The sequence below is a fragment of the Gorillibacterium sp. CAU 1737 genome (assembly GCF_039888655.1).
Classification (GTDB): domain Bacteria; phylum Bacillota; class Bacilli; order Paenibacillales; family NBRC-103111; genus Gorillibacterium.
In genome coordinates this window covers 224,521-244,623 of sequence record NZ_JBDQQO010000002.1, presented here as the reverse complement: position 1 = coordinate 244,623, position 20,103 = coordinate 224,521, and the positions used below count along the sequence as shown (strand labels likewise).

15 protein-coding genes are annotated in these 20,103 nt (G+C 54.8%); 9 read left to right on the top strand and 6 right to left on the bottom strand.

Annotated elements, in window-relative coordinates; genetic code table 11:
• Window positions 1-2,388, top strand: a 2,388-nt coding sequence (locus AAFN83_RS05515; protein WP_347767740.1) for a collagen-like protein, incomplete at its 5' end; no start/stop codon positions are given.
• 73 nt (window positions 2,389-2,461) lie between these two features.
• Here the strand turns inward: AAFN83_RS05515 and AAFN83_RS05510 are convergent.
• From AAFN83_RS05510 to AAFN83_RS05500, 3 genes are all read right to left on the bottom strand, one after another.
• Window positions 2,462-3,619 (bottom strand): cystathionine gamma-synthase, encoded by a 1,158-nt coding sequence (locus AAFN83_RS05510; RefSeq protein ID WP_347767739.1) that lies wholly within the window; start codon window positions 3,617-3,619, stop codon window positions 2,462-2,464.
• A gap of 13 nt (window positions 3,620-3,632) precedes the next feature.
• The gene (locus AAFN83_RS05505; protein ID WP_347767738.1) at window positions 3,633-4,994 is read right to left on the bottom strand and encodes a pyridoxal-phosphate dependent enzyme; all 1,362 of its coding nucleotides are present in this window, start codon (window positions 4,992-4,994) and stop codon (window positions 3,633-3,635) included.
• A 143-nt stretch (window positions 4,995-5,137) separates the two neighbouring features.
• Window positions 5,138-5,920 (bottom strand): MBL fold metallo-hydrolase, encoded by a 783-nt coding sequence (locus AAFN83_RS05500; RefSeq protein WP_347767737.1) that lies wholly within the window; start codon window positions 5,918-5,920, stop codon window positions 5,138-5,140.
• A gap of 268 nt (window positions 5,921-6,188) precedes the next feature.
• Here AAFN83_RS05500 and AAFN83_RS05495 point away from each other — a divergent pair, with 268 nt between their 5' ends.
• The 3 genes from AAFN83_RS05495 (at window position 6,189) to AAFN83_RS05485 (ending at window position 9,841) form a co-directional block, all read left to right on the top strand.
• A complete protein-coding gene (locus AAFN83_RS05495) occupies window positions 6,189-8,135 on the top strand; it encodes a heavy metal translocating P-type ATPase (RefSeq protein WP_347767736.1) in 1,947 nt (648 codons plus the stop codon).
• 77 nt (window positions 8,136-8,212) lie between these two features.
• Window positions 8,213-8,497, top strand: a complete 285-nt coding sequence (locus tag AAFN83_RS05490) for a metal-sensing transcriptional repressor (protein WP_347767734.1) — start codon at window positions 8,213-8,215, stop codon at window positions 8,495-8,497.
• Window positions 8,498-8,662: 165 nt separating this feature from the next.
• Window positions 8,663-9,841, top strand: coding sequence for a GNAT family N-acetyltransferase (locus AAFN83_RS05485; protein WP_347767732.1), 1,179 nt, complete (start codon window positions 8,663-8,665; stop codon window positions 9,839-9,841).
• A gap of 76 nt (window positions 9,842-9,917) precedes the next feature.
• Here the strand turns inward: AAFN83_RS05485 and AAFN83_RS05480 are convergent, their stop codons facing one another.
• From AAFN83_RS05480 to AAFN83_RS05470, 3 genes are read right to left on the bottom strand one after another with little or no spacing between them, the layout of a single operon-like run.
• On the bottom strand, window positions 9,918-11,258 hold the full coding sequence (locus AAFN83_RS05480; RefSeq protein WP_347767731.1) for a metallophosphoesterase: 1,341 nt from the start codon (window positions 11,256-11,258) through the stop codon (window positions 9,918-9,920).
• Window positions 11,259-11,307: 49 nt separating this feature from the next.
• Window positions 11,308-12,432 (bottom strand): SGNH/GDSL hydrolase family protein, encoded by a 1,125-nt coding sequence (locus AAFN83_RS05475; protein WP_347767730.1) that lies wholly within the window; start codon window positions 12,430-12,432, stop codon window positions 11,308-11,310.
• 2 nt (window positions 12,433-12,434) lie between these two features.
• Window positions 12,435-13,403, bottom strand: a complete 969-nt coding sequence (locus AAFN83_RS05470; RefSeq protein ID WP_347767728.1) for a LysR family transcriptional regulator — start codon at window positions 13,401-13,403, stop codon at window positions 12,435-12,437.
• 277 nt (window positions 13,404-13,680) lie between these two features.
• Here AAFN83_RS05470 and AAFN83_RS05465 point away from each other — a divergent pair, with 277 nt between their 5' ends.
• The 5 genes from AAFN83_RS05465 (at window position 13,681) to AAFN83_RS05445 (ending at window position 20,101) form a co-directional block, all read left to right on the top strand.
• Window positions 13,681-14,739, top strand: a complete 1,059-nt coding sequence (locus tag AAFN83_RS05465; RefSeq protein WP_347767726.1) for an SGNH/GDSL hydrolase family protein — start codon at window positions 13,681-13,683, stop codon at window positions 14,737-14,739.
• 36 nt (window positions 14,740-14,775) lie between these two features.
• Window positions 14,776-16,065 (top strand): SGNH/GDSL hydrolase family protein, encoded by a 1,290-nt coding sequence (locus AAFN83_RS05460; protein ID WP_347767724.1) that lies wholly within the window; start codon window positions 14,776-14,778, stop codon window positions 16,063-16,065.
• A 66-nt stretch (window positions 16,066-16,131) separates the two neighbouring features.
• Window positions 16,132-18,033 carry a cellulase family glycosylhydrolase gene (locus AAFN83_RS05455; protein WP_347767722.1) on the top strand — a complete coding sequence of 634 codons (1,902 nt, stop codon included), beginning with the start codon at window positions 16,132-16,134 and terminating at the stop codon, window positions 18,031-18,033.
• Window positions 18,034-18,239: 206 nt separating this feature from the next.
• Window positions 18,240-18,905, top strand: a complete 666-nt coding sequence (locus AAFN83_RS05450) for a TetR/AcrR family transcriptional regulator (protein ID WP_347767720.1) — start codon at window positions 18,240-18,242, stop codon at window positions 18,903-18,905.
• Window positions 18,902-20,101, top strand: a complete 1,200-nt coding sequence (locus AAFN83_RS05445; protein ID WP_347767718.1) for an Acg family FMN-binding oxidoreductase — start codon at window positions 18,902-18,904, stop codon at window positions 20,099-20,101. The genes AAFN83_RS05450 and AAFN83_RS05445 overlap by 4 nt, the downstream gene beginning before the upstream one ends.
• Window positions 20,102-20,103: the final 2 nt, after the last annotated feature.

Below are 20,103 nucleotides of genomic sequence, written 5' to 3'. Positions count from 1 at the left end.
ACCGGTGTAACGGGAGCCCCCGGTGAAACCGGTCCGACCGGGGTAACCGGAGCCCCCGGTGAAACCGGCCCAACTGGCGCGACAGGTGCCTCTGGCGAAACCGGCCCGACCGGCGTAACCGGAACCCCTGGCGAAACCGGCGCGACCGGCGCGACTGGAGCCCCTGGTGAAACGGGCATAACCGGCGCAACGGGAACCCCCGGTGAAACCGGTGCGACCGGCGTAACGGGAGCCCCCGGTGAAACCGGTCCGACTGGCGCGACAGGAGCCCCCGGCGAAACTGGCCCGACTGGCGCGACAGGAGCCCCTGGCGCAACCGGCGCGACCGGTGTAACGGGAGCCCCCGGTGAAACCGGTCCGACCGGGGTAACCGGAGCCCCCGGTGAAACCGGCCCAACTGGCGCGACAGGTGCCTCTGGCGAAACCGGCCCGACCGGCGTAACCGGAGCCTCTGGTGAAACTGGCCCAACCGGCGTAACAGGAACCCCTGGCGAAACCGGCCCGACCGGAGCAACGGGAGCCTCCGGTGAAACCGGTCCAACTGGCGCAACAGGTGCTTCCGGTGAAACCGGTCCAACTGGCGCGACAGGTGCCTCTGGTGAAACCGGCCCGACCGGAGCGACAGGAGCCCCCGGCGAAACCGGCGCGACCGGTGTAACGGGAGCCCCCGGTGAAACCGGTCCGACCGGGGTAACCGGAGCCCCCGGTGAAACCGGCCCAACTGGCGCCACGGGAACCCCTGGTGAAACTGGCCCGACTGGTGTAACGGGAGCCCCCGGCGAAACCGGCCCGACCGGCGTAACAGGAGCCCCTGGTGAAACTGGCCCGACTGGCGCCACGGGAGCCCCCGGCGAAACCGGCGCGACCGGCGCGACAGGAGCCCCTGGTGAAACCGGCCCGACCGGCGTAACGGGAGCCCCCGGTGAAACCGGTCCGACTGGCGCGACAGGTGCTTCTGGTGAAACCGGCCCGACCGGTGCCACGGGCGCTACCGGCGGAACCGGCCCGACCGGCGTAACGGGAACCCCAGGCGAAACCGGTCCGACCGGCGTAACAGGAGCCCCTGGCGAAACGGGTCCAACTGGCGCCACGGGAACCCCCGGCGAAACCGGCCCAACTGGTGCGACAGGTGCCTCTGGTGAAACCGGCCCAACCGGCGCGACAGGAGCGCCCGGCGAAACCGGCGCGACCGGTGTAACGGGAGATCCTGGCGAAGTCGGCCCAACCGGCGCGACAGGTGCCTCTGGCGAAACCGGTCCGACTGGCGCGACAGGTGCCCCTGGTGAAACCGGCCCGACGGGCGCAACAGGAGCCCCCGGTGAAACCGGCCCAACTGGCGCGACAGGTGCCCCTGGTGAAACCGGCCCAACCGGCGTGACGGGAGCCCCCGGCGAAACCGGTTCGGCTGGCGCCACGGGAGCCCCCGGCGAAACCGGTCCAACTGGCGCCACGGGAACCCCTGGTGAAACCGGCCCTACCGGTGCGACGGGAGCCCCCGGTGAAACTGGCCCGACTGGCGCCACGGGAGCCCCCGGCGAAACCGGCGCCACGGGAGCGACAGGTGCCCCCGGTGAAACTGGCCCGACTGGCGCCACGGGAGCCCCCGGCGAAACCGGTCCAACTGGCGCCACGGGAACCCCCGGCGAAACCGGCCCTACCGGTGCGACGGGAGCCTCCGGTGAAACTGGCCCGACTGGCGCCACGGGAGCCCCCGGCGAAACCGGCCCGGCAGGCGCGACAGGTGCCCCTGGTGAAACCGGCCCGACCGGGGCCACGGGAACCCTTGGCGAAACCGGTCCGACGGGCGCAACAGGAGCCACCGGTGAAACCGGCCCAACTGGCGCCACGGGAGCTCCCGGCGAAACCGGCCCAACCGGCGCGAGTGGAGTCCCAGGTGAAACCGGCCCGACCGGAGCCACAGGCGCTACCGGCGGAACCGGCCCGACCGGTGCAACGGGACTTACCGGATCTACCGGAACATCGTTGCCTTCCTTAACGGCGCTCCACTTTGATAGCCAGACGATTCCAGTCGCTCTTGCCCTTTCGGGTGAAACGACGATTCAAACGTTAAGTGTTCCCGTCACTACAGGGGAGCGTATCAAAATTGATTACAGTGCCCAGGTTGATCTTGTGGTCACCGCAAACTGGAGTATCTCGTATTTCATTCGCTTGAAACGGAATGGTACGGTTCTAAACGAGCAAACCTTGTCCCGTTCAGCCACGAACGCGGGGAATGTCCATTTTCTCTCCTCTAACACTTTCGTGGATACCGTGACTTCAACAGGTACCAATGTGTACACCATCGCAATCGATTTTACTACGGCATCCAATGTAACGAGTTCGCAAGCAGAGGAGAGGAATCTGAACGCCATCACCTTCACGGCATAAAGCTGCAGGAGAGGGTTATCAACAAAAAAGAAGCTCCCATTCTCTTTTTAGAGAAAGGAGCTTCTTTTATTACTTAAATGGCGTTCAGCGCGTTTTCCAAGTCTTGAATTAAATCGTCGGTGTCCTCGATCCCGACAGACAGTCGAATCAGGTTGTCGTGAATGCCCAATTGTTCTCTGGTTTCCTTCGGGATGGAGGCATGGGTCATGACCGCAGGAATTTCTATGAGGCTCTCGACTCCACCCAGGCTTTCCGCCAGGGAGAAGAGCTTCGTTTCCGCCGCAACCTTGACGGCTTCCTCCGAACCGCCTTTCACCAAAAAGCTTAGCATCCCGCCGAAATCGTCCATCTGCCGCTTGGCCACGTCGTGATTCGGATGGGAGGCAAGCCCCGGGTAATAGACCTTTTCCACCTTGGGGTGCTGCTCCAGGAACTCCGCAACCGTGCGGGCATTTCGGCTATGCGCCTGCATCCGAATGGACAACGTCTTCAGTCCCCGGAGGAGAAGGAAGGCGTCATGCGGAGAGAGAATGGCCCCGATGGCATTTTGCAGAAAGCCGATTCGCTCGGAGAGGGGGCCTTTTCCCTTGGTGACGACAACCCCGGCAATGACGTCCGAATGGCCGTTTAAGTACTTCGTAGCGGAATGCACCACGATGTCAAAGCCCAACGTCAACGGGCGCTGAAGATAGGAGGAAGCGAACGTGTTGTCGCATACGCTGATCAGGTTGTGCTTCTTGGCGATGGCCGCGATCTTTTCCAAGTCCACGATCTTGAGCAAAGGGTTCGTAGGTGTTTCTACCCAAATCAGGCGGGTGTTCTCCTTGATGTGGCTTTCCAGTGAGTCCAGGTTGGTTAGGTCGACGTAGGAGATTTCCAGATCGAGGGCATTACGTTTGACCTTGTCGAGCAGACGGAAGGTCCCGCCATACAGGTCGTCCGTGGCGATGATGTGAGACCCTTTTTCCAGAAGATCGAGGATCACGGATTCCGCTGCCAGACCGGATGCGAAAGCAAAGCCGGCTTCGCCCTCCTCCAGAGCCGCTACACAGGATTCCAGCGCCGTCCGGGTTGGATTTCCGCTTCGGGAGTACTCATATCCTTTGTGTTTGCCAGGTGCTTCCTGCACGAAGGTCGAGGTCGCATAGATGGGCGTAATGACTGCGCCTGTTGCGGGATCGGGCTCTTGCCCGGCATGGATTGCTTTGGTGGTGAACCCGTACTTCTTCATAAAAAGCCTCCGTTTATTTCAATTTTCGGCGCAGGTAGTGGATATAATCGGTCTTCGTGATGACCCCGTAGAACGAGGTGCCCTTCGTGACAATGACCAGGTAGCCTTCCTTCAAAATGCGAACAACCTCCGTGAGATCGGCTTCGAAGGGGACGGACACAACATCCTTGGACATGTAGTTCCGAACCGGCTCCTTGAGCAGTCGCTCGTCTCCGTTCTCGACGGCGGTGAGGATATCCCATTCGTCGATGATTCCGACGACCTTCGAATCCTCAAATACGGGAATCTGCGAGATGTCGTACAAGCTCATCTTGGAGTGCGCATTGAGCAGGGAGTCATTCGGTCCTACGGTGATGACGCTTCGCTCCGAGTACTTCCGGGTAATGATCTCGTCGAGCCCCGAAGCTTCCGGCTTTGAGAGCAGGCCGCGGTCCATCATCCAGAAGTCGTTGAACATCTTCGTCAAGTATTTGTTGCCGCTGTCGCAGACGAAGGTAACGATGTTCTTCGCTTCGGTTTGCTCCCGTGCATACTTCACAGCGGCACTGATCAATGTTCCGCTCGAGGAACCGGCGAGGATACCTTCTTTGCGCAGCAAGGTTCTCGCAGCGTCAAAGCTCTCCTGGTCAGTAACGCGATAAGCGTGACGAATGAGAGAATCATCGAATTGCATCGGGATGAAATCTTCTCCGATGCCTTCCACGAGCCAGCTTCCCGCCGGCGGAAGCGGGTTGCCCTCCACATAGTCGACGAGAATCGAACCGTCCGGATCGGCGAGAACCATGTCCAGATCAGGTTTCACCCTTTTAAAATAGTTGGTTAATCCTTTTAGCGTACCCGCTGAGCCTACGCCGACCACGATGGCGTCCACTTGCTGCTCCGTCTGTTCCCAAATCTCCGGTCCAGTTGTCCGTTCATGGGCGAGCGGGTTGGCCGGATTGTTGAACTGGTTGACAAAAAACGAGTTTGGCGTCTCCTTGGCAATTCGTTCTGCGAGGTCCTGGTAGTAGTCGGGGTGGCCTTTCTCCACATCGGAGCGGGTCAAGACGATCTCGACGCCGAGCGCCTTCAGGTGATGAACCTTCTCGGTGCTCATCTTGTCGGGAATGACCAGAATGAGCTTGTAGCCTTTTGTAATGGCTGCGAGCGCCAGGCCAAGGCCTGTATTGCCGGCGGTTGCTTCCACAAGGGTGTATCCGGGCTTGAGCTTGCCTTCCTGTTCCGCCTGTTCAATCATGGACAGGCCGATGCGATCCTTGATGGACCCGCCGGGGTTTTGGTTCTCCAGCTTAAGAAAAAGCCGAGAGGGGCCGATATCAAAGCACTTCACCTCGACGAGCGGGGTGTTGCCGATCAAATCAATGGTTGTTTTCACAAGAACCCTCCATATAATGCTCATAAATACGACTGGTATAGTATGAATACCTGAATTGTAGTACAGGGAATAACCATTGTCAATGTTTGTATGGACAAGGCATAAGGATGAAAACCGAGGGTCTGCCGCATGGCAATGCATCATTAAAATTGCACGCTGAATCCGTTGAAGCGGTGAATTCCTGTCCCGAAGTGAACCAGGTCATGTTCTTTGAGAAAATGGGCAGCTCGTTTCACTTCCTCCAGAAGAGTAGGAGACAGCCCGAGCGTATTATGGGAACCAAATATCCGCGTGACCTCTGGAATACCTGCGATTCTCTCTAATGAACTTACCAAGTCGGTCGGGTTTGTAGAAGGATAGAAGGCATAAACCGGTGTTTGGTCATAGAGGAGATCGCCTGTGAACAGGTACCCGTTCGTTTCATCAAAAAAGCAAAGATGCCCGGGAGAGTGTCCCGGAGTATGCAGAACCTGGAGTGAACGGTCACCCAATTCAATCCGGTCGCCGTCTTCCAGTAATCCGGTAGGCTCGCCTTGATAAGGGGTATAACGAGAGGGATCGAAATCTGGTGGAGTTGGAATGGTAATGTCACGGCTGATATCCCGGCGGATTTGCTCGATGGACAGGCCTTGAATGCCACCCGCTAACCAACTTCGGTCGCCGGCATGAACGTAAATGCGCTCGTATTCACCGTGGCCGCCGATGTGATCCGTGTGAACATGAGTGGTGACCACATCGATTGGCTTATGCGTTAGCTGGTCGGTAATAGGCTTCATCTTACTGATGCCAAGCCCGGTATCGATCAAAACCGCCTTTTCCTTTCCAATCAATAGGAAGGAGTGTACCTTTTCCCAATGACCGTATTCGCTAATGGCGTAGGTGGCTGGATCAAGCGGAGTGATGGTGTACCAAGTATCTTGAATCATCGATAGTCCTCCTTGTAGTAAGAACGTTACTTCTTAATAGAACGTTGTCTCGCATGTCCTTTTAAGAACACTCAAAACGATGAATAACATGTGTCCCGATCTCTTAATGAACCAAGCGATGAACGAACCGTCAGGTAGCGGGCTAGCCATCCGCTCGATTTGATGAGCTGCATCCTTCTTCTTGGTTATCCATTCTAGCAGAATGAGGAAAATCCGTCCCATTTCCTGTGAAGTTCCCACTTTACAATAACCCCCCCGGGGGGATAGAATGGGTGAGAAAGTTTCTCATTTCAAGGGAGCGGGTGGAGCTTTGGAGCGGAGCAATGATATCATTCTCAAAAAGCGGGCCGGTTGGGCAACCGTTTTGCAAAAGTACCATGCAATTCTTATCGCAGCCGCTTGTTTGCTCTTCCTCCTGATCGCATGGATCGCAGGACGGAATGACTGGCAGACGGCGGAACTTCTCTTTTTCCTGCTTGCGTACGGGGTTGGCGGATATCGAAAAGCAATAGAAGGCTTGACTACGTTGGTGAAAGAGAAGGACCTGGATGTCGATCTCCTGATGGTGGTTGCTGCGATTGGAGCTGCCAGCATCGGGTATTGGATGGATGGGGCCATCCTGATCTTCATCTTCTGTTTGAGCGGCGCGTTGGAAGAACGGACCATGGACCGGACCAACCAGGATATTCAGTCGATCCTGAAGCTTCGGCCGGAGGAAGCGGTCGTGTTGAAGGACGGCTCAGAGCGGAAGGTCAGCGTCGATCAGCTGGAAGTTGGAGAGCTCGTACGGGTGCGGCCAGGCGAGCGCATTCCTGCCGACGGGCAGGTGGAGGAGGGGCAATCGGCTGTTGATCAAGCGTCCATCACCGGTGAGTCCATTCCAGTCGAGAAGGGGATCGGGGATGATGTCTTCGCCGGAACGATAAACGGGCAGGGAGCACTCAAGGTAAGGGTGACCAAGCCTGCTTCCGAAACCTTGCTCTCCCGGATTATCCATCTCGTCCAGGAGGCTCAGCAGGAGATGCCGCCGAGCCAGTTGTTCGTCGAACGTTTTGAAGGTTACTACGCCAAGCTCGTGGTTACCGTCGCTCTCTTGCTCATGGCGGTCCCGCCGTTTCTGCTCGACTGGTCCTGGGATAAAACCATCTATCGCGCGATGATCTTCCTCGTGGTCGCTTCTCCCTGTGCGCTCGTATCTTCCATTATGCCGGCCGTCTTATCCGGCATCTCCAATGCTGCACGAAAAGGGGTCTTGTTCAAGGGCGGCGTGCATCTTGAGCAGATGGCAACCTTGAATACCATCGCCTTCGACAAGACCGGCACGCTCACGGAAGGAAAGCCCCGGCTGACGGATCTCGCTCCTTTTCAAGAGTATACGGAAGAGTCGCTCCTGCAGGTGACGGCTACTCTGGAGAACCTGTCGGAGCATCCCATCGCGAGAGCCATCGTCCATGAGGCGAAGGCTAGAGGCTTGAGACTGGGAGAAGCACAAAACCTGACGGCCATTCCCGGGCTTGGAGTCAGGGGAAGTATTGAAGGAGTATCTTATCATGTAGGGAAGATTGAGCTGCTGCAAGAGGCTACTCGGAGTGCGGAAGCGGCCAGCCGAGCCCGCCAGTTGGAGGCAGAAGGGAAGACCGTGGTCTACGTTCAGGCGGAAGAGACACTGATTGGGCTTCTGGCCATTCAAGACATTGTTCGCGCCGATGCCAAGACCGCAGTGGAAGCCCTAAAAGCAATCGGAATGAAAGTCGTCATGCTGACAGGAGATCGTCGGGGCACCGCAGATGCAATCGGGGCTGCTCTTGGGGTGGATGAAGTCTATGCGGAATTGCTTCCCGAAAATAAAGTTAGTGTCATTAAAGATTTATCCCATAAAGGAAAAGTAGCCATGATCGGTGATGGCGTGAACGATGCTCCAGCCTTGGCCGCTTCTTCCGTGGGCATCGCGATGGGGGCTGCGGGGTCGGACGTCGCGTTGGAGACAGCAAACGTCGTCCTGATGGCGGACGATCTTTTGAAGATACCGTTTGCCGTTTCGCTCAGCCGCCGGACCAATCGGGTCATCAAGCAGAACCTGGCCTTCGCCATCGGGGTGGTGGTGCTTCTCGTCTTGTCCAACTTCCTAGGAGGCATCACCCTTCCTTCAGGTGTCGTCGGACATGAAGGAAGCACGCTTCTGGTGATCCTGAGCGGTTTGCGCTTGCTCCGGTAGCTTGCTACAATAGCAGGGATTCCTCGGCGCGTACGCTTCATGAGGGGAAGCTGGATTTATGCGGGGAGGGAACCTGGGTGACGGACGAGCATAACCATGAGCATCAATACCGCAAGGACATCATCAATCGGCTGGCGCGAGTGGAAGGTCATCTTCGATCGGTGAAGGAGATGGCGATCTCGGGCCGGCAATGCCCGGATATTCTTCTGCAGATTGCTGCCGTTCAAAAAGCATTGGATGGAGCGGCGAAGCTGCTCTTGAAGGATCATCTTGAGAATTGTGTGGTGGATGCCGTTCATCACGGGAACGAGAAGAACATCATCGAAGAGCTGAATGCGGCGATTGACAGTTACATCCGATAATGGAATGTTGATAGGGTATACAAAAACCATCCTGCCCCGAGCAAATGCTTGGAGTGGATGGTTTTTTGCGCTTGAAAAATGTGACAAAACTAACTTTCATCGGTTCAATTGTTGTTTACACTTCCATTAGACCATTGCCTAAATAATGGAAGGAGTGAACACCACTTGCAGGTTAGACTAGCTAGCTTATCCGATCTTGCTTCTTTCCTATCGTTTCCAGATGCCTATTCCAAAGCCTATTTCACGGAAGGGACGCCGCCTTGGGAATACTCGATTGAGAAAAGTGAGGAGCAACTCCGATCCCTTCTCCAACAATCCACTGATATCACCGGGATTTATCGAATCGATGACTCTGACAACGGCCAGCTTTTGGCTTATGCCAGAATTCCTTTTTCTTTCCCACGCAGCGGGTTAGCCTATGCTTCCTTCCATGCAGCAGATACTCTTTCCGTGTATGAGTGTTCGGAGGCTCTCCATCATTTTGTACGGTACGCGTTCCTGGAGCTAAACTACAACAAATTGAGTATTCAATTGATAGAGGACAAAGGGACACTTCTGGCTCCGTTCGAGAGAAACGGCTTTGAGCAGGAGGTTTGTTTGCGTGAACACCTCTATCGGAATGGACGTTATGAAACCGTTTATCAGATCGGGCTAACCAAGCAGGATTTTTTATCGGGAAGGCAAAGCAGTCTTTCCCTTGAGAATGCGACCAAATCCATAGATGAAACGGAGTGTACAGCCGAGATTGGGGGGACGCAACCCTATCAATTACTTTTAGTTGGTAAAGAGATCGAGTTAACCGTGGTAACCGAGGAAGATGCAGATCGCTTGTACCGGCTAAACCTGCATTCAGATGGTAAAAACTATTCATCTCTTGCCGCGGCTGCACCTCAGGGGCGAGATGAGCTGGTGAATCTGGCTCACAAGAGAAATGACCTGCTCTTCTTGAACGATACGATTGTCTTTGGAATCAAGAAAAAGAAGGGCGAGCTCATCGGTACCATCTCAGCGAGTTCCATTGACCGTCGTAATCGTAACCTGATGCTGGGGCTATCGATCCTTGACCCTGATGACCGAGGAAAAGGCTATGGAACCGAAGCAATTGAGCGAATGCTCGACTTTGCCTTTTTGGAGCTGAACATGCATCGGGTCTATCTGGGATGCTTTTCCTTTCATTCAAGAGCAGCCAAGCTGTATGAAAAAATAGGGTTCCATCCAGAAGGGATCAATCGTCAGTTTCTCTATCGAAATGGCGCTTACTACGACGAACGGGTCTTTGGTTTGCTAAGAAGAGAGTGGCTTAAGATGAGACAAGAGAGGGGAAATCACCTTCACTCATGCTGAAAATGATTCCTCGACCCCCATCCCTATTCCGTGGACGAATGCAGTTCATTCTCTTGTTGCTCCCGGCCTGCCTTTTCTACTCCCCGCTTGTCAGCGGCACGTGGACTCGCGTGTTATCCTTCGCATTTTGCATCATGCTGAGGATATAGGTGCCAAGGAATGAGGTGTCGTCGTTTTTCCATAGCTCAATTCCCTTGGCGTCTAAGGCTCCCGTATCGATTCGGTCCGTCATCCCCCCGAAATAAAAGGGGTTGAGATCGGCCATCACGCTGGCCATGCTCTTGCGTTCCGCCTCGCTGTACCCGGAGGATTCCAGAGAATGCAACGCTTTGTCATACGAATTCTGATGAAAAAACCCACGAGAATAAGCTTGGAAGCCCAGCAGGTTTGGATCTCGGGATGAAACGGAGCGTGCCCAGCTCTCCACATTGACACTCTCCGTCCGATAATCGACGGTGGCTGGAGAGGCGGTGTATTGAAGGATTCCGAATTGGTGCGGATAGACCGCCATGGCACTGGTTGCAATATCCGTGACATTCTCCTCGGAGCGGATGTCCTGAATGTGAATGTGACCGGATAGGGCGAGGTGAATATCGGCTTCCTTCAGCACCTTCCGAATCTTGTCGGCGTTCGATGCCGTGAAGTCCTCCGACCGGAAATCGCTGTGGTCGAACAGGTTGTGGTGCATGACGGCGACTACGCGGGCACCTGCTTTTTTCGCCGCCTCGCCTTGGGTCTTCATCCAGGTGAGCGTGGCTTCCGACAGCTCCCCGCCTGTTTCGGGATAACCGTATTTCAGATTGTTGGCATAGCGGTTGGAATCCAGCATAAGAAGCCAAAGCTGATCCGATACCTTGGCAAGGTAACTGAGCGAATCCGGTGCCTGCTCGGACGCTTGCTTGTAGCCGTAAGCTCCATAGATGGAGGTAAAGTCCTCCGGCGAGATATAGTCTGTTTTCAACTGCCGGTCGTCCTGGAAGCTTCGCGCCCATGGGTTGGAGATGTCGTGGTTTCCCGGAATGACAAACACACGAATGCCCGCGTCGGTGATAGCGGCAAGCTTCTTGGCGAGTTCCTCATGACTCGCTTTTTCGCCGTTGTTGGTCAAGTCTCCGCTGAGGATGACAGCAGCCGGCTTCGCTTCGATTACTTGGCGAACCCACGCATTCAGCAACTCGTCGGAATAAGGAAGGAGCTTGGAATCGCCATTCTTGACATAGTCTTGGAACGCCTGCCCGTTGTCATGAAGGGCGGGATTCAAATAATGAAGGTCAGTCGCTACATAGAGCTCATAGGAAGAGCCGAGGCGAGGGGGTTCGGAGGTCTGATGCTTAGCAGGGTCAACAGCTGCTCTTTGACAGCCGGCAAGTAGTAGGAGCAATCCCAGCCCCATGGTTACAAGAGTTCGAGATTTCATGATGGAGGCACCGTCTTTCCATAATCTTATTCTTGCGCAAAGGCTGACTTTAGGCAATCAACACACCGAGGAGAACAAAATCCAGCTGCTCCGATCCAGCAGCCATCCGAAGGACAACCTCGTGTACTTCGGGCTGATGGCCATCCATGACCTGTGCGCACACAGGGTTATGCCACCCGTAGAGGCTCATCCCGTTCAGCTTGGCGGCTTCCGCTCCGTCCACCTGAACAGCCAGCTCCCCATAGCCATGCTCTTCGTGGCTTAATTCGTATACGATGAAGAGTTTTGTGCAGCGGGTGGAGAAGGTTAAGCTGCCGCCGGAACCTCTCCGATACCGCCATCCATAGGGGAAGCGCTCGTGGGTTTCGGACGGCTCAAAGCCGTCGGCGGAAGTCACGCTCAGCGTCCGGTGATCGACATACCGGAGATTTTCCAAGGAATTGCCGAAGCCGCAAGGAGCGGGAACGGGGAGCAGCGGCGGCGAGGCTCCTGCGGCCTCGCCAGACCGTCCCGTGCTTGCTGCGGTTTCGTCAAGCAGATGAAGGATGGCATCGGCCAGAAGGCGGTGGCCTTCACTTGTGGGGTGAGCGTGGTCCCATGAATAATCGGACCATTGCATTCCATGCTCCTTGCCATATTCCCAGGCGGATTTCACGCTGACCAGCGGGAGGTCGTAATGCTGAGCGATCTCGGCCATATACGGCTCGCAGGTGTATCCAGACTCAAGACAGGTGCACACGATGATAACGGCCATGGCTTCGTCATGCAACAGCAGCTTGCGGATCAGGCTCTCAAAGCTGTCTGCGCTCGCTTTGTAAAACCCGTTGTTTACCGCAAATTCGACGAACACAGTTGTGGGCGTGCTACGCTCCAGCTCCATGGCGGCACTTGCGAGCCCCATATCCGAATTGTAGCTCGACATCCCCAGGTTCGTCATCTCGATAGGTCCCGGTATGTGAGAACGGCAAGCCTGGGTTACCCGACATGGATAATTGTCATCGGTCAGCAGGCCCTCGGGTGTATAGCCTGACGTGATGGAGCCTCCAAGGAACAAGAAACGGTGCAGCCTCTGGGAGCATTCCTGCATGGCGCGGACTTGATGAAGGAGCCGCGCATTCGTGCGAGGCCAGAGAAGGGAGCGACTCAGCATGCTGCGGTATGTGTGAGCATCCATGGTTAATAGACCCTCCACGTGCCGTTCGAGATCAGCTCCTTGAGAATCTGGCTGTACATCATGGCGGCTTTGGTCAGGTAGCGGTTTTTGCGCTTGATGAGGCAGATGTCATTCTCCACAAAGCGGCTGTTGATGCTGTAATAAAAGGGATGCTGCTTGATATTGCCGTATTTGATGAAGCTGTCGGGAATGAAGGAGATTCCCATACCAGCCAGGATGAACGACATCACGGTATGCAGATTTCGCGTGCGCAAGGAAATGGAGGGCTGAATGTTCGCTTCGGCCAGCAGCTTGGCGGAGAGGCGAGAGATGTTCTCCCCTTGCTCGAAGAGGAGAAAGCTCTCCGTGCGAAATTCGTCCATGCTGCAGTCCGGCGCTTTGAGCAGCCGCAGCGAGTCATGCAGGATGTCATCGGCCGTAATCCGGAAGTCCTGAAGCCGCTCAGTCACCGGATTTTCCTCGGGCACAGCTAGATATAGCTTCTCTCGGGACAGAACTTCAACATGATAGAGGGGATCGTCAAAGGCACCGGAAGCGATGCCGAGATCGATCTCCCCGCTTTGCACGCCGGACAAGACTTCTTCCACGGTCCCTTCGAAGATCGAGATCTCGACGGAGGGGAACTCCTGGTGGAACTGAACGACGCTCTTGGAGAGCAGCGTAGAGCCGCGAAAAGGGGTCGTTCCGATGCGCAGGGTTCCGTATTTCAGGTCCTCAAGGTCCGAGATGCGGTTTTTGAGATTATCGAAGATTGCTTTCGTTTGCAGAGCCGCTTGATGGTAGGCTTCTCCTGCTGCCGTCAGCTTGACGGGGGAGGAGCTTCGGTCGATCAGCTTCGCTCCGACCTGTCCCTCCAGCTTCATGATGAACTGGCTGAAGGACGGCTGGGTAACGTAAAGCTTCTTTGCTGCTTTTGAAAAAGATCGTTCATCCACAAGCGTGAGAAAATAGAGGATTTGTTGTTCCGTCATAGAATCTCCTTGTTTATAGGTGTTCGTTGCATACCGTCGGAGAATTCTTCCTACTCCGGGATGTTCTCATATAGCCTTCTGCTTATAGGTTTTATACTAATATACCAATTGGGTTATGAATCGACAATTTGGTACAGTAAGAATATCTCGACATTTTCATGACACCTTCGGCAAAGGAGTATCAGTTGTGACCAAGAGAGGAATTTTCCTGGGTCTGGTGCTATCTGTCAGCCTTACAGGATGCTCTACCATTGCGAAACAGGGGGAAGGAACCACCATGCAAGCATTTCAAGCAACGAAGGAATACGTAAAGCCCATTGGGCGTACTCATGATCTGGATGGAACAAGGTGGCTTGCCTTGTCCGGAAGCGGAATCGAATTTTCCTTTACCGGCAAGAAAGCCGAGCTGACCATCAAGGGGGATCAGATTGCAACCGGTTCCACGAATCAGGCGAGGATTGGCATCTACGTCAATGGGGAACGCGTCGTTGACGACCAACTGACGGAGCCTTTGAAAACGTATACAGCCTTTGAAAGCGACACGGTGCAGGATGTGACCGTTACGGTTGTGAAGCTGTCGGAAGCCGCTATGTCAACGGTTGGCATTCAAGAGATTCGCGTAGATGCCAAGGGAGAAATCCAACCCACCGCTGCTAAGGCACGCAAGATCGAAATCATTGGCGACTCGATTACCTGCGGCTATGGAGTAGATGATGAGAGCGAAAACAACTCCTTCTCTACGGCGACGGAGGATGTGACGAAGGGCTACGCCTACTTGACGGCCCAGGCGCTGGGTACAGATGTAAATATCGTCTCCTACAGCGGATATGGCATCATCTCCGGCTATACGACATCGGATGAAAAGCTGACGACGCAGCTCGTTCCCCCCTATTACGAGAAAGTTGCCTACTCGGTTGGCAAGTTTGACGGAACGATCAAACCGGAGACCCTCGATTGGGATTTCCAAGCGTACACTCCCGACCTTGTGGTGATTAACTTGGGGACGAACGACGATTCCTACACCCAAGAGGTGGGAGAGCGGCAAGCAGAATACGCCAGGGAATACGTAGAATTTCTGAAACAGGTGAGGGCTCGAAACCCGCAGGCGATGATTCTGTGTACACTCGGCATTATGGGTGACCGACTGTTTCCTTTCGTCGAGCAAGCCGTGGCGAACTATTCAGAGCAGACGGGCGATACCCGCATCAGCAGCATGAAATTTGACGTACAGCTCGCCTCTGATGGGTACGGAGCCGATTGGCATCCGTCGAAGATCACGCAGGTCAAGGCAGCCGAGAAGCTGACCGCTGCGATCAAGGAGCTCATGAACTGGTAAGGAAGCAGCGCCACGTGAACGAGGAGGTCCCCCAACATGACAATTCCTAAGAAATTTCTGCTGGCCGCATTGGCCGTTACCCTGATACAAACAACGGGATGCTCCAGCAAGGGGGAGCCGGCGGCTGAACCGACGGCTTCCCTTCAACCCCAAGCCACTCAAGTGACAGAAACGGAGAGCACCATGACCCCGGCTCAATCGCAGCAGCCAGATCCAACCCCATCCGCCAGCGCAGCCTTGAAGGCGGACAAGAACGCGATGATGGAACGTTCTCTCATCAGCACGGGGAACACCTACCGGATGAAGAGAGTGATCGAGCAGGCCAAAAGCGGCAAGGACGTAACCGTTGCCTACCTGGGCGGTTCGATCACGGAAGGCTTCAACAGCTTGGAGCATTCCTATGCGAAGCAATCCTTTCAGTATTTTGCCGATTATTACGGGACTGGAAGCAATGTGAAGTATGTTAATGCCGGGATGGCGGGTACGCCTTCAACGCTCGGATTAATCCGGGTAGACCGAGATGTCCTGGACCATGAACCCGATGTTGTTTTCGTCGAGTTTGCTGTAAACGATTCCACTGACGCACAAAGCTTGACGGCCTACGAAAGCCTCGTGCGTCGCCTCATGAACAGCAAGAAGCAGCCAGCTGTCGTGCTGGTGTTTACCCTGACAGAGACGGGGTATTCGGTCCAGAACGAGATGGAGACGATCGGAAGCCACTACGGACTTCCCATGATCAGCGTCAAGAATGCGATTCAATCGGAGCTGCAGGCCGGCACCATGACATGGAAGGATTACTCGGACGATACAGTACATCCGGACCGCAACGGCCATACGTTGATCGCCGATATGATCCAACACTACTACACGGTACTCGAAGGCAAGCCGAAGGATTCGGAGGCGAAGCTTCCCGATGCAACGGTGTACGGCAAGGATTTTGAGGGCATGGTCATGCTGGATGCCGAATCCTTCAAGCCCGATTCCTTGGGAACCTTTGACCCGGAACCGACGATTAAGCAATTTCCGACGGGATGGAGCAATCGCTCAGCGGGGGGAAACCAAAGCTTCTCCTTTGATGTAACGGCAAGCAGCCTGTTTATCGTCATTCGAGAAAATAATGATCCTTCGCTCGGAGCCGCCGTTGTACTGGTGGATGGAGAAGCGAAGCTGGCCCTTGACGGGAACAATTCGAGCGGCTGGAACAACCCCACAGCCAAGCTTGTATTCCGGGATAGCAAGGTTAAGAAGCATCACATTGAAGTCAAGATGGGGATCGGATCGGAGCAAAAGGAATTCTCCATTCTGGCCTTTGGCGTTGTGAAATAGACGGGAAGCAGACCCTGAATGCTGCTGGAGCACGAGGATGACAGGCTCCAAGAGAGGGCGAAAAACATGAACAATCGAATCAAACGATTTGCAAGCGCATTCCTGGCTATCAGTCTGGTTGTAGGGCTGCTTATCCCCGCACTGGGAGGAGCATCTATTGCCCAAGCGGAACCGGCAAACCCATTGCAAAAAACGGTTGAAGCCATGGAGCCCGGCTGGAACCTTGGCAACACCTTCGAGGCAAGCGGAGATGAAACCTCCTGGGGGAATCCAACGGTTACCAAGGAGCAGATCCAGGCCATTAAGGATCAAGGCTACCGTACGATTCGGATTCCGGTGACCTGGAACCATCGATTGGGGGAAGGTCCAAACTATGAGATCCAACCGGAGTTCCTTTCACGCATTCACGAGGTTGTAGACTGGTCGCTCGATTCCGGGCTTACGGTTATTCTTAATATCCATCATGATTCCCATTGGATGATGAATATGGAGAACGAGCGCGATACGGTGATGATCAAGTACACCGCGCTCTGGAAGCAGATTGCGACATCCTTTAAGGATTATCCCCATACGCTTTTCTTCGAAGCGGTAAACGAACCTCGATTCTCGGAGGATTGGAACGAGGACAGGCCCGTTTATTTCGAAATGGTTGACCAACTGAACAGCACCTTTCACAAGATTGTCCGCGAGAGCGGAGGGAACAACAAAACCCGTCCTCTTGTCATGGAAGGGGTAACGGCAAGCCACTCCCAGGCGAGGCTGGATGAGCTCTACAAAACCATCACCAAGCTGAACGATCCGAATGTGATCGCAACCATCCATTATTACGGCCTCTATACGTTCAGTGTAAATGCGGCAGGAGCAACAACATTTGATGATGCTGCGAAAAAGGACATCACGGACACGTTCGATCGGACCTATGAAACCTTTGTCGCCCGCGGCATACCGGTCATTATCGGCGAGTTCGGACTCCTCGGCTTTGATAAGAGCGTAGAGACCTTAGAGTATGGAGAAATTCTGAAATACTTCGAATACGTAACTCATTACGCCCATGAGAAAAAGATGCCAACCATCCTTTGGGACAACGGGCAGCATTTTGACCGCACCAACCTCACCTGGAAGAATCCGGCCTTCCACGAGGTCATGAAGGCATCCCTTAACGGACGCTCCTCCAATTCGCAATCGGATTCGATCTACCTCCGGCAGGGGGATGAGCTCCAGGATGTGACGATTCCGATGAATCTGAATGGCAACACATTGAAGGAGATCAAAGCAGGGGATCGGGTTCTTGCAGCCGGCACGGATTATGTCCTGGATGGGGAACAGTTGACGCTCAAGAAGGAGCTGTTGCGCTCTCTCTTGACGGATCAATTGGGCACGAACGCGACGCTGGCCTTAACCTTTTCCTACGGGGCTGGGTGGAACGTTCATCTGATCCAGTACACCACTGCAACCACCCGCAACGTGGAGGGGGGCTCGCGTGACTTGTTCATCATTCCGGTCAAGTTCAACGGCGACCGCCTGGAGAAGATCGAAGCCACGTATGCAGCGGGTGGGAACGCCGGTCCGGACAGCTGGACCCCCTTCCTGGAATTCGGCAAGTCGTTCCAGCCCGAGTACGAAAACAACTTGATCACGCTAACCAAGCCTTTCCTCGAGCAACTGAAGGATGGAGATGTCCAGTTCAAGCTCTACTTCTGGAGCGGAGCTACGCTCGAATACAAGATGACGGTAGCCGGCGATTTAATTAACGGGTTTTCACCGGAAATGGAAGCAGCCGCAACAGCTAGCCCTGCTGCAACAGCGACGGCTAGTCCGACGGACGCGGCCTCTCCCACGGTCCAACCGGATTCCACAGACAAGGAAGAGGGAAATCAAGCGTTAATCTATTGGATCAGCGGCGCTGTTCTGGCCCTTATCGTCCTGTCAGCAGGCGTAGTCCTGTACCGGAAGAAGAACCGTAAATAGCTTGTTTTGTAAAAGCGAGACGCTCCAGTCAAGGGGCGTCTTTTTTGTGGATATAGGTTTGCTGAGCAACAAAGGCAATGAATGCAAGGTTGGTTGATCCCATCTCGGGATTGACAGGAAGTTCCTCTAGCGCTATTCTAATTTCGAAAGGTAACTTGCAGTTTACTTTATTAACTCTTAGTTTCGGATGCAAGAGGGGGAGCAGGATGGATTCGCTGTCACGTAAGGAGAGGGAGAAGCTCAATCGCCGGGCAGAGATTATTAATGCGGCGGAACGGGTCTTTTTCCAAAAAGGATACGAAACTGCCACCATGGATGATCTCGCCAAAGAAGCCGAGTTCAGCAAGAAAACGCTGTACGTCTACTTTTCAAGCAAGGAGCAAATTCGGTTCGAGATCATGCTGAGGGGATACAAGCTGCTGCTCGACATGCTGGAAGCGGATGACCCGGATCCCTCACCGAATGCTGTCGAGCAGCTCCGCCAAATGGGGGAGAGGCTGTTCGCATTCAGCAACCAGCATGCTTCCTACTTCGAGCTCATCATTCACTATGAAAACGGGGAACGGGATTTCGATCATGGTGTACCCGAACAATCGCGCGATGAGAGCTACGAGTTGGGAGAAAAGGTGTTGGGCCACCTGGTCGAGCATCTACGCAATGGGCAGGAGCAGGGAAGCATCCGCCGTGATCTTGAGCCATTAAATATAGCGCTCACGTTGTGGGCTTCCATTCTAGGCATCTTTAAAACGGCGAAGGTAAAGCGCAGGTACCTGCTGCATTATCACCGCGTGGAGACGGAGGCTTTTCTAGCAAGTTCGTATGATTTGCTGCTCTCTGCCCTTCAACCGGGTCTTGGAGGAGAGCAGGGATGAAACCATCGGCGAGGAAGCGAAAATGGAGAATGATGGGGATCACGGGACTTGTTTTGATTCTAATGGGGGTCTGCCTGCTGCTTGGAGCTAGCGGGTTCGGCTCGTCTGCAGCTTATCTCGAGCCTTGGAACAAAAAGTATGCCACCCGGTTCGAGGATCCTCGGCTTCAGCTTGTCGCCCACGGAATTCTAGCCGCGAGCTCGCACAACATGCAGCCATGGAGGGTGAAGCTGGATCCGAGGGACGCGTCTGTCTTTTACCTGTATGCGGATGAAACTCGAACGACACCTGAGGTTGACCCCTACGCTCGCCAGCTTCTCGTATCGCAGGGGGTCTTTCTCGAGTATGTTCGGGTAGCGGGGGACTCGCTCGGCTTGCGAGTTTCCCTTTCGCTTTTTCCAGATGGAGACTATGACGAAACGAAGCTTGCCTCCAGCATGAAGGACAAACCGGTGGCTCGCATTGAAATCCGCAAGGGTCAGCCCGCTGACAATCCTCTTTATTCTTCGTTGTTCCTGCCTGATACCAACCGGGCACCCTACCAACCAACCGCCATAACCGACAACCAGGTTCAAGCACTGGAAGAGGCGGGGGAAGGAGAAGGGATATCCGTTCACATCTATCAGGACGAGGAAGCCTTGCAGAACTTGGGTCGTTATGCGTTGGAGGGGGTTCAGGTGGAAACCGGTGTTGAGCGAATCAACCAGGAGGCGTCTCGTCTCTTTCGGGCAAATGAGCGGCAGAAGAACAAGGAGCGGTACGGCTTTTCTTTTGAAGGACAGGGAACTTCGGGGGTTACGAAGCACATGCTGCAAGGGCTGGTTACCTTGTTCCCCTCCATGAACAACGAGAAAGTCTCCGCGAAGCTGACGATGAAATCCACGAAGAAAGCTGTTGCCGCCACTACAGCTTATGTGATGATTCGCTCGGCATCGAATAGTCGAGTGGAGCAGGTGGAGGCAGGCATGAGCTATGCTCGGGTTCTCTTGACTGCTCATAGCATGGGTCTTGTCATGCAGCCTGTGAGCCAGGTGCTCGAGGAGTATCCCGAGATGGCGGAACTGCATCAGGCTGTTCACCAGGACTATACAAACGGACAGGGGGAGACCCTTCAGCTGTTTGTGCGTCTTGGGCTTCCGACAACCCCCGCGTTCCGCACGATGAGAAGGGATGCAATGGATTTACTAATCCAGTAAAC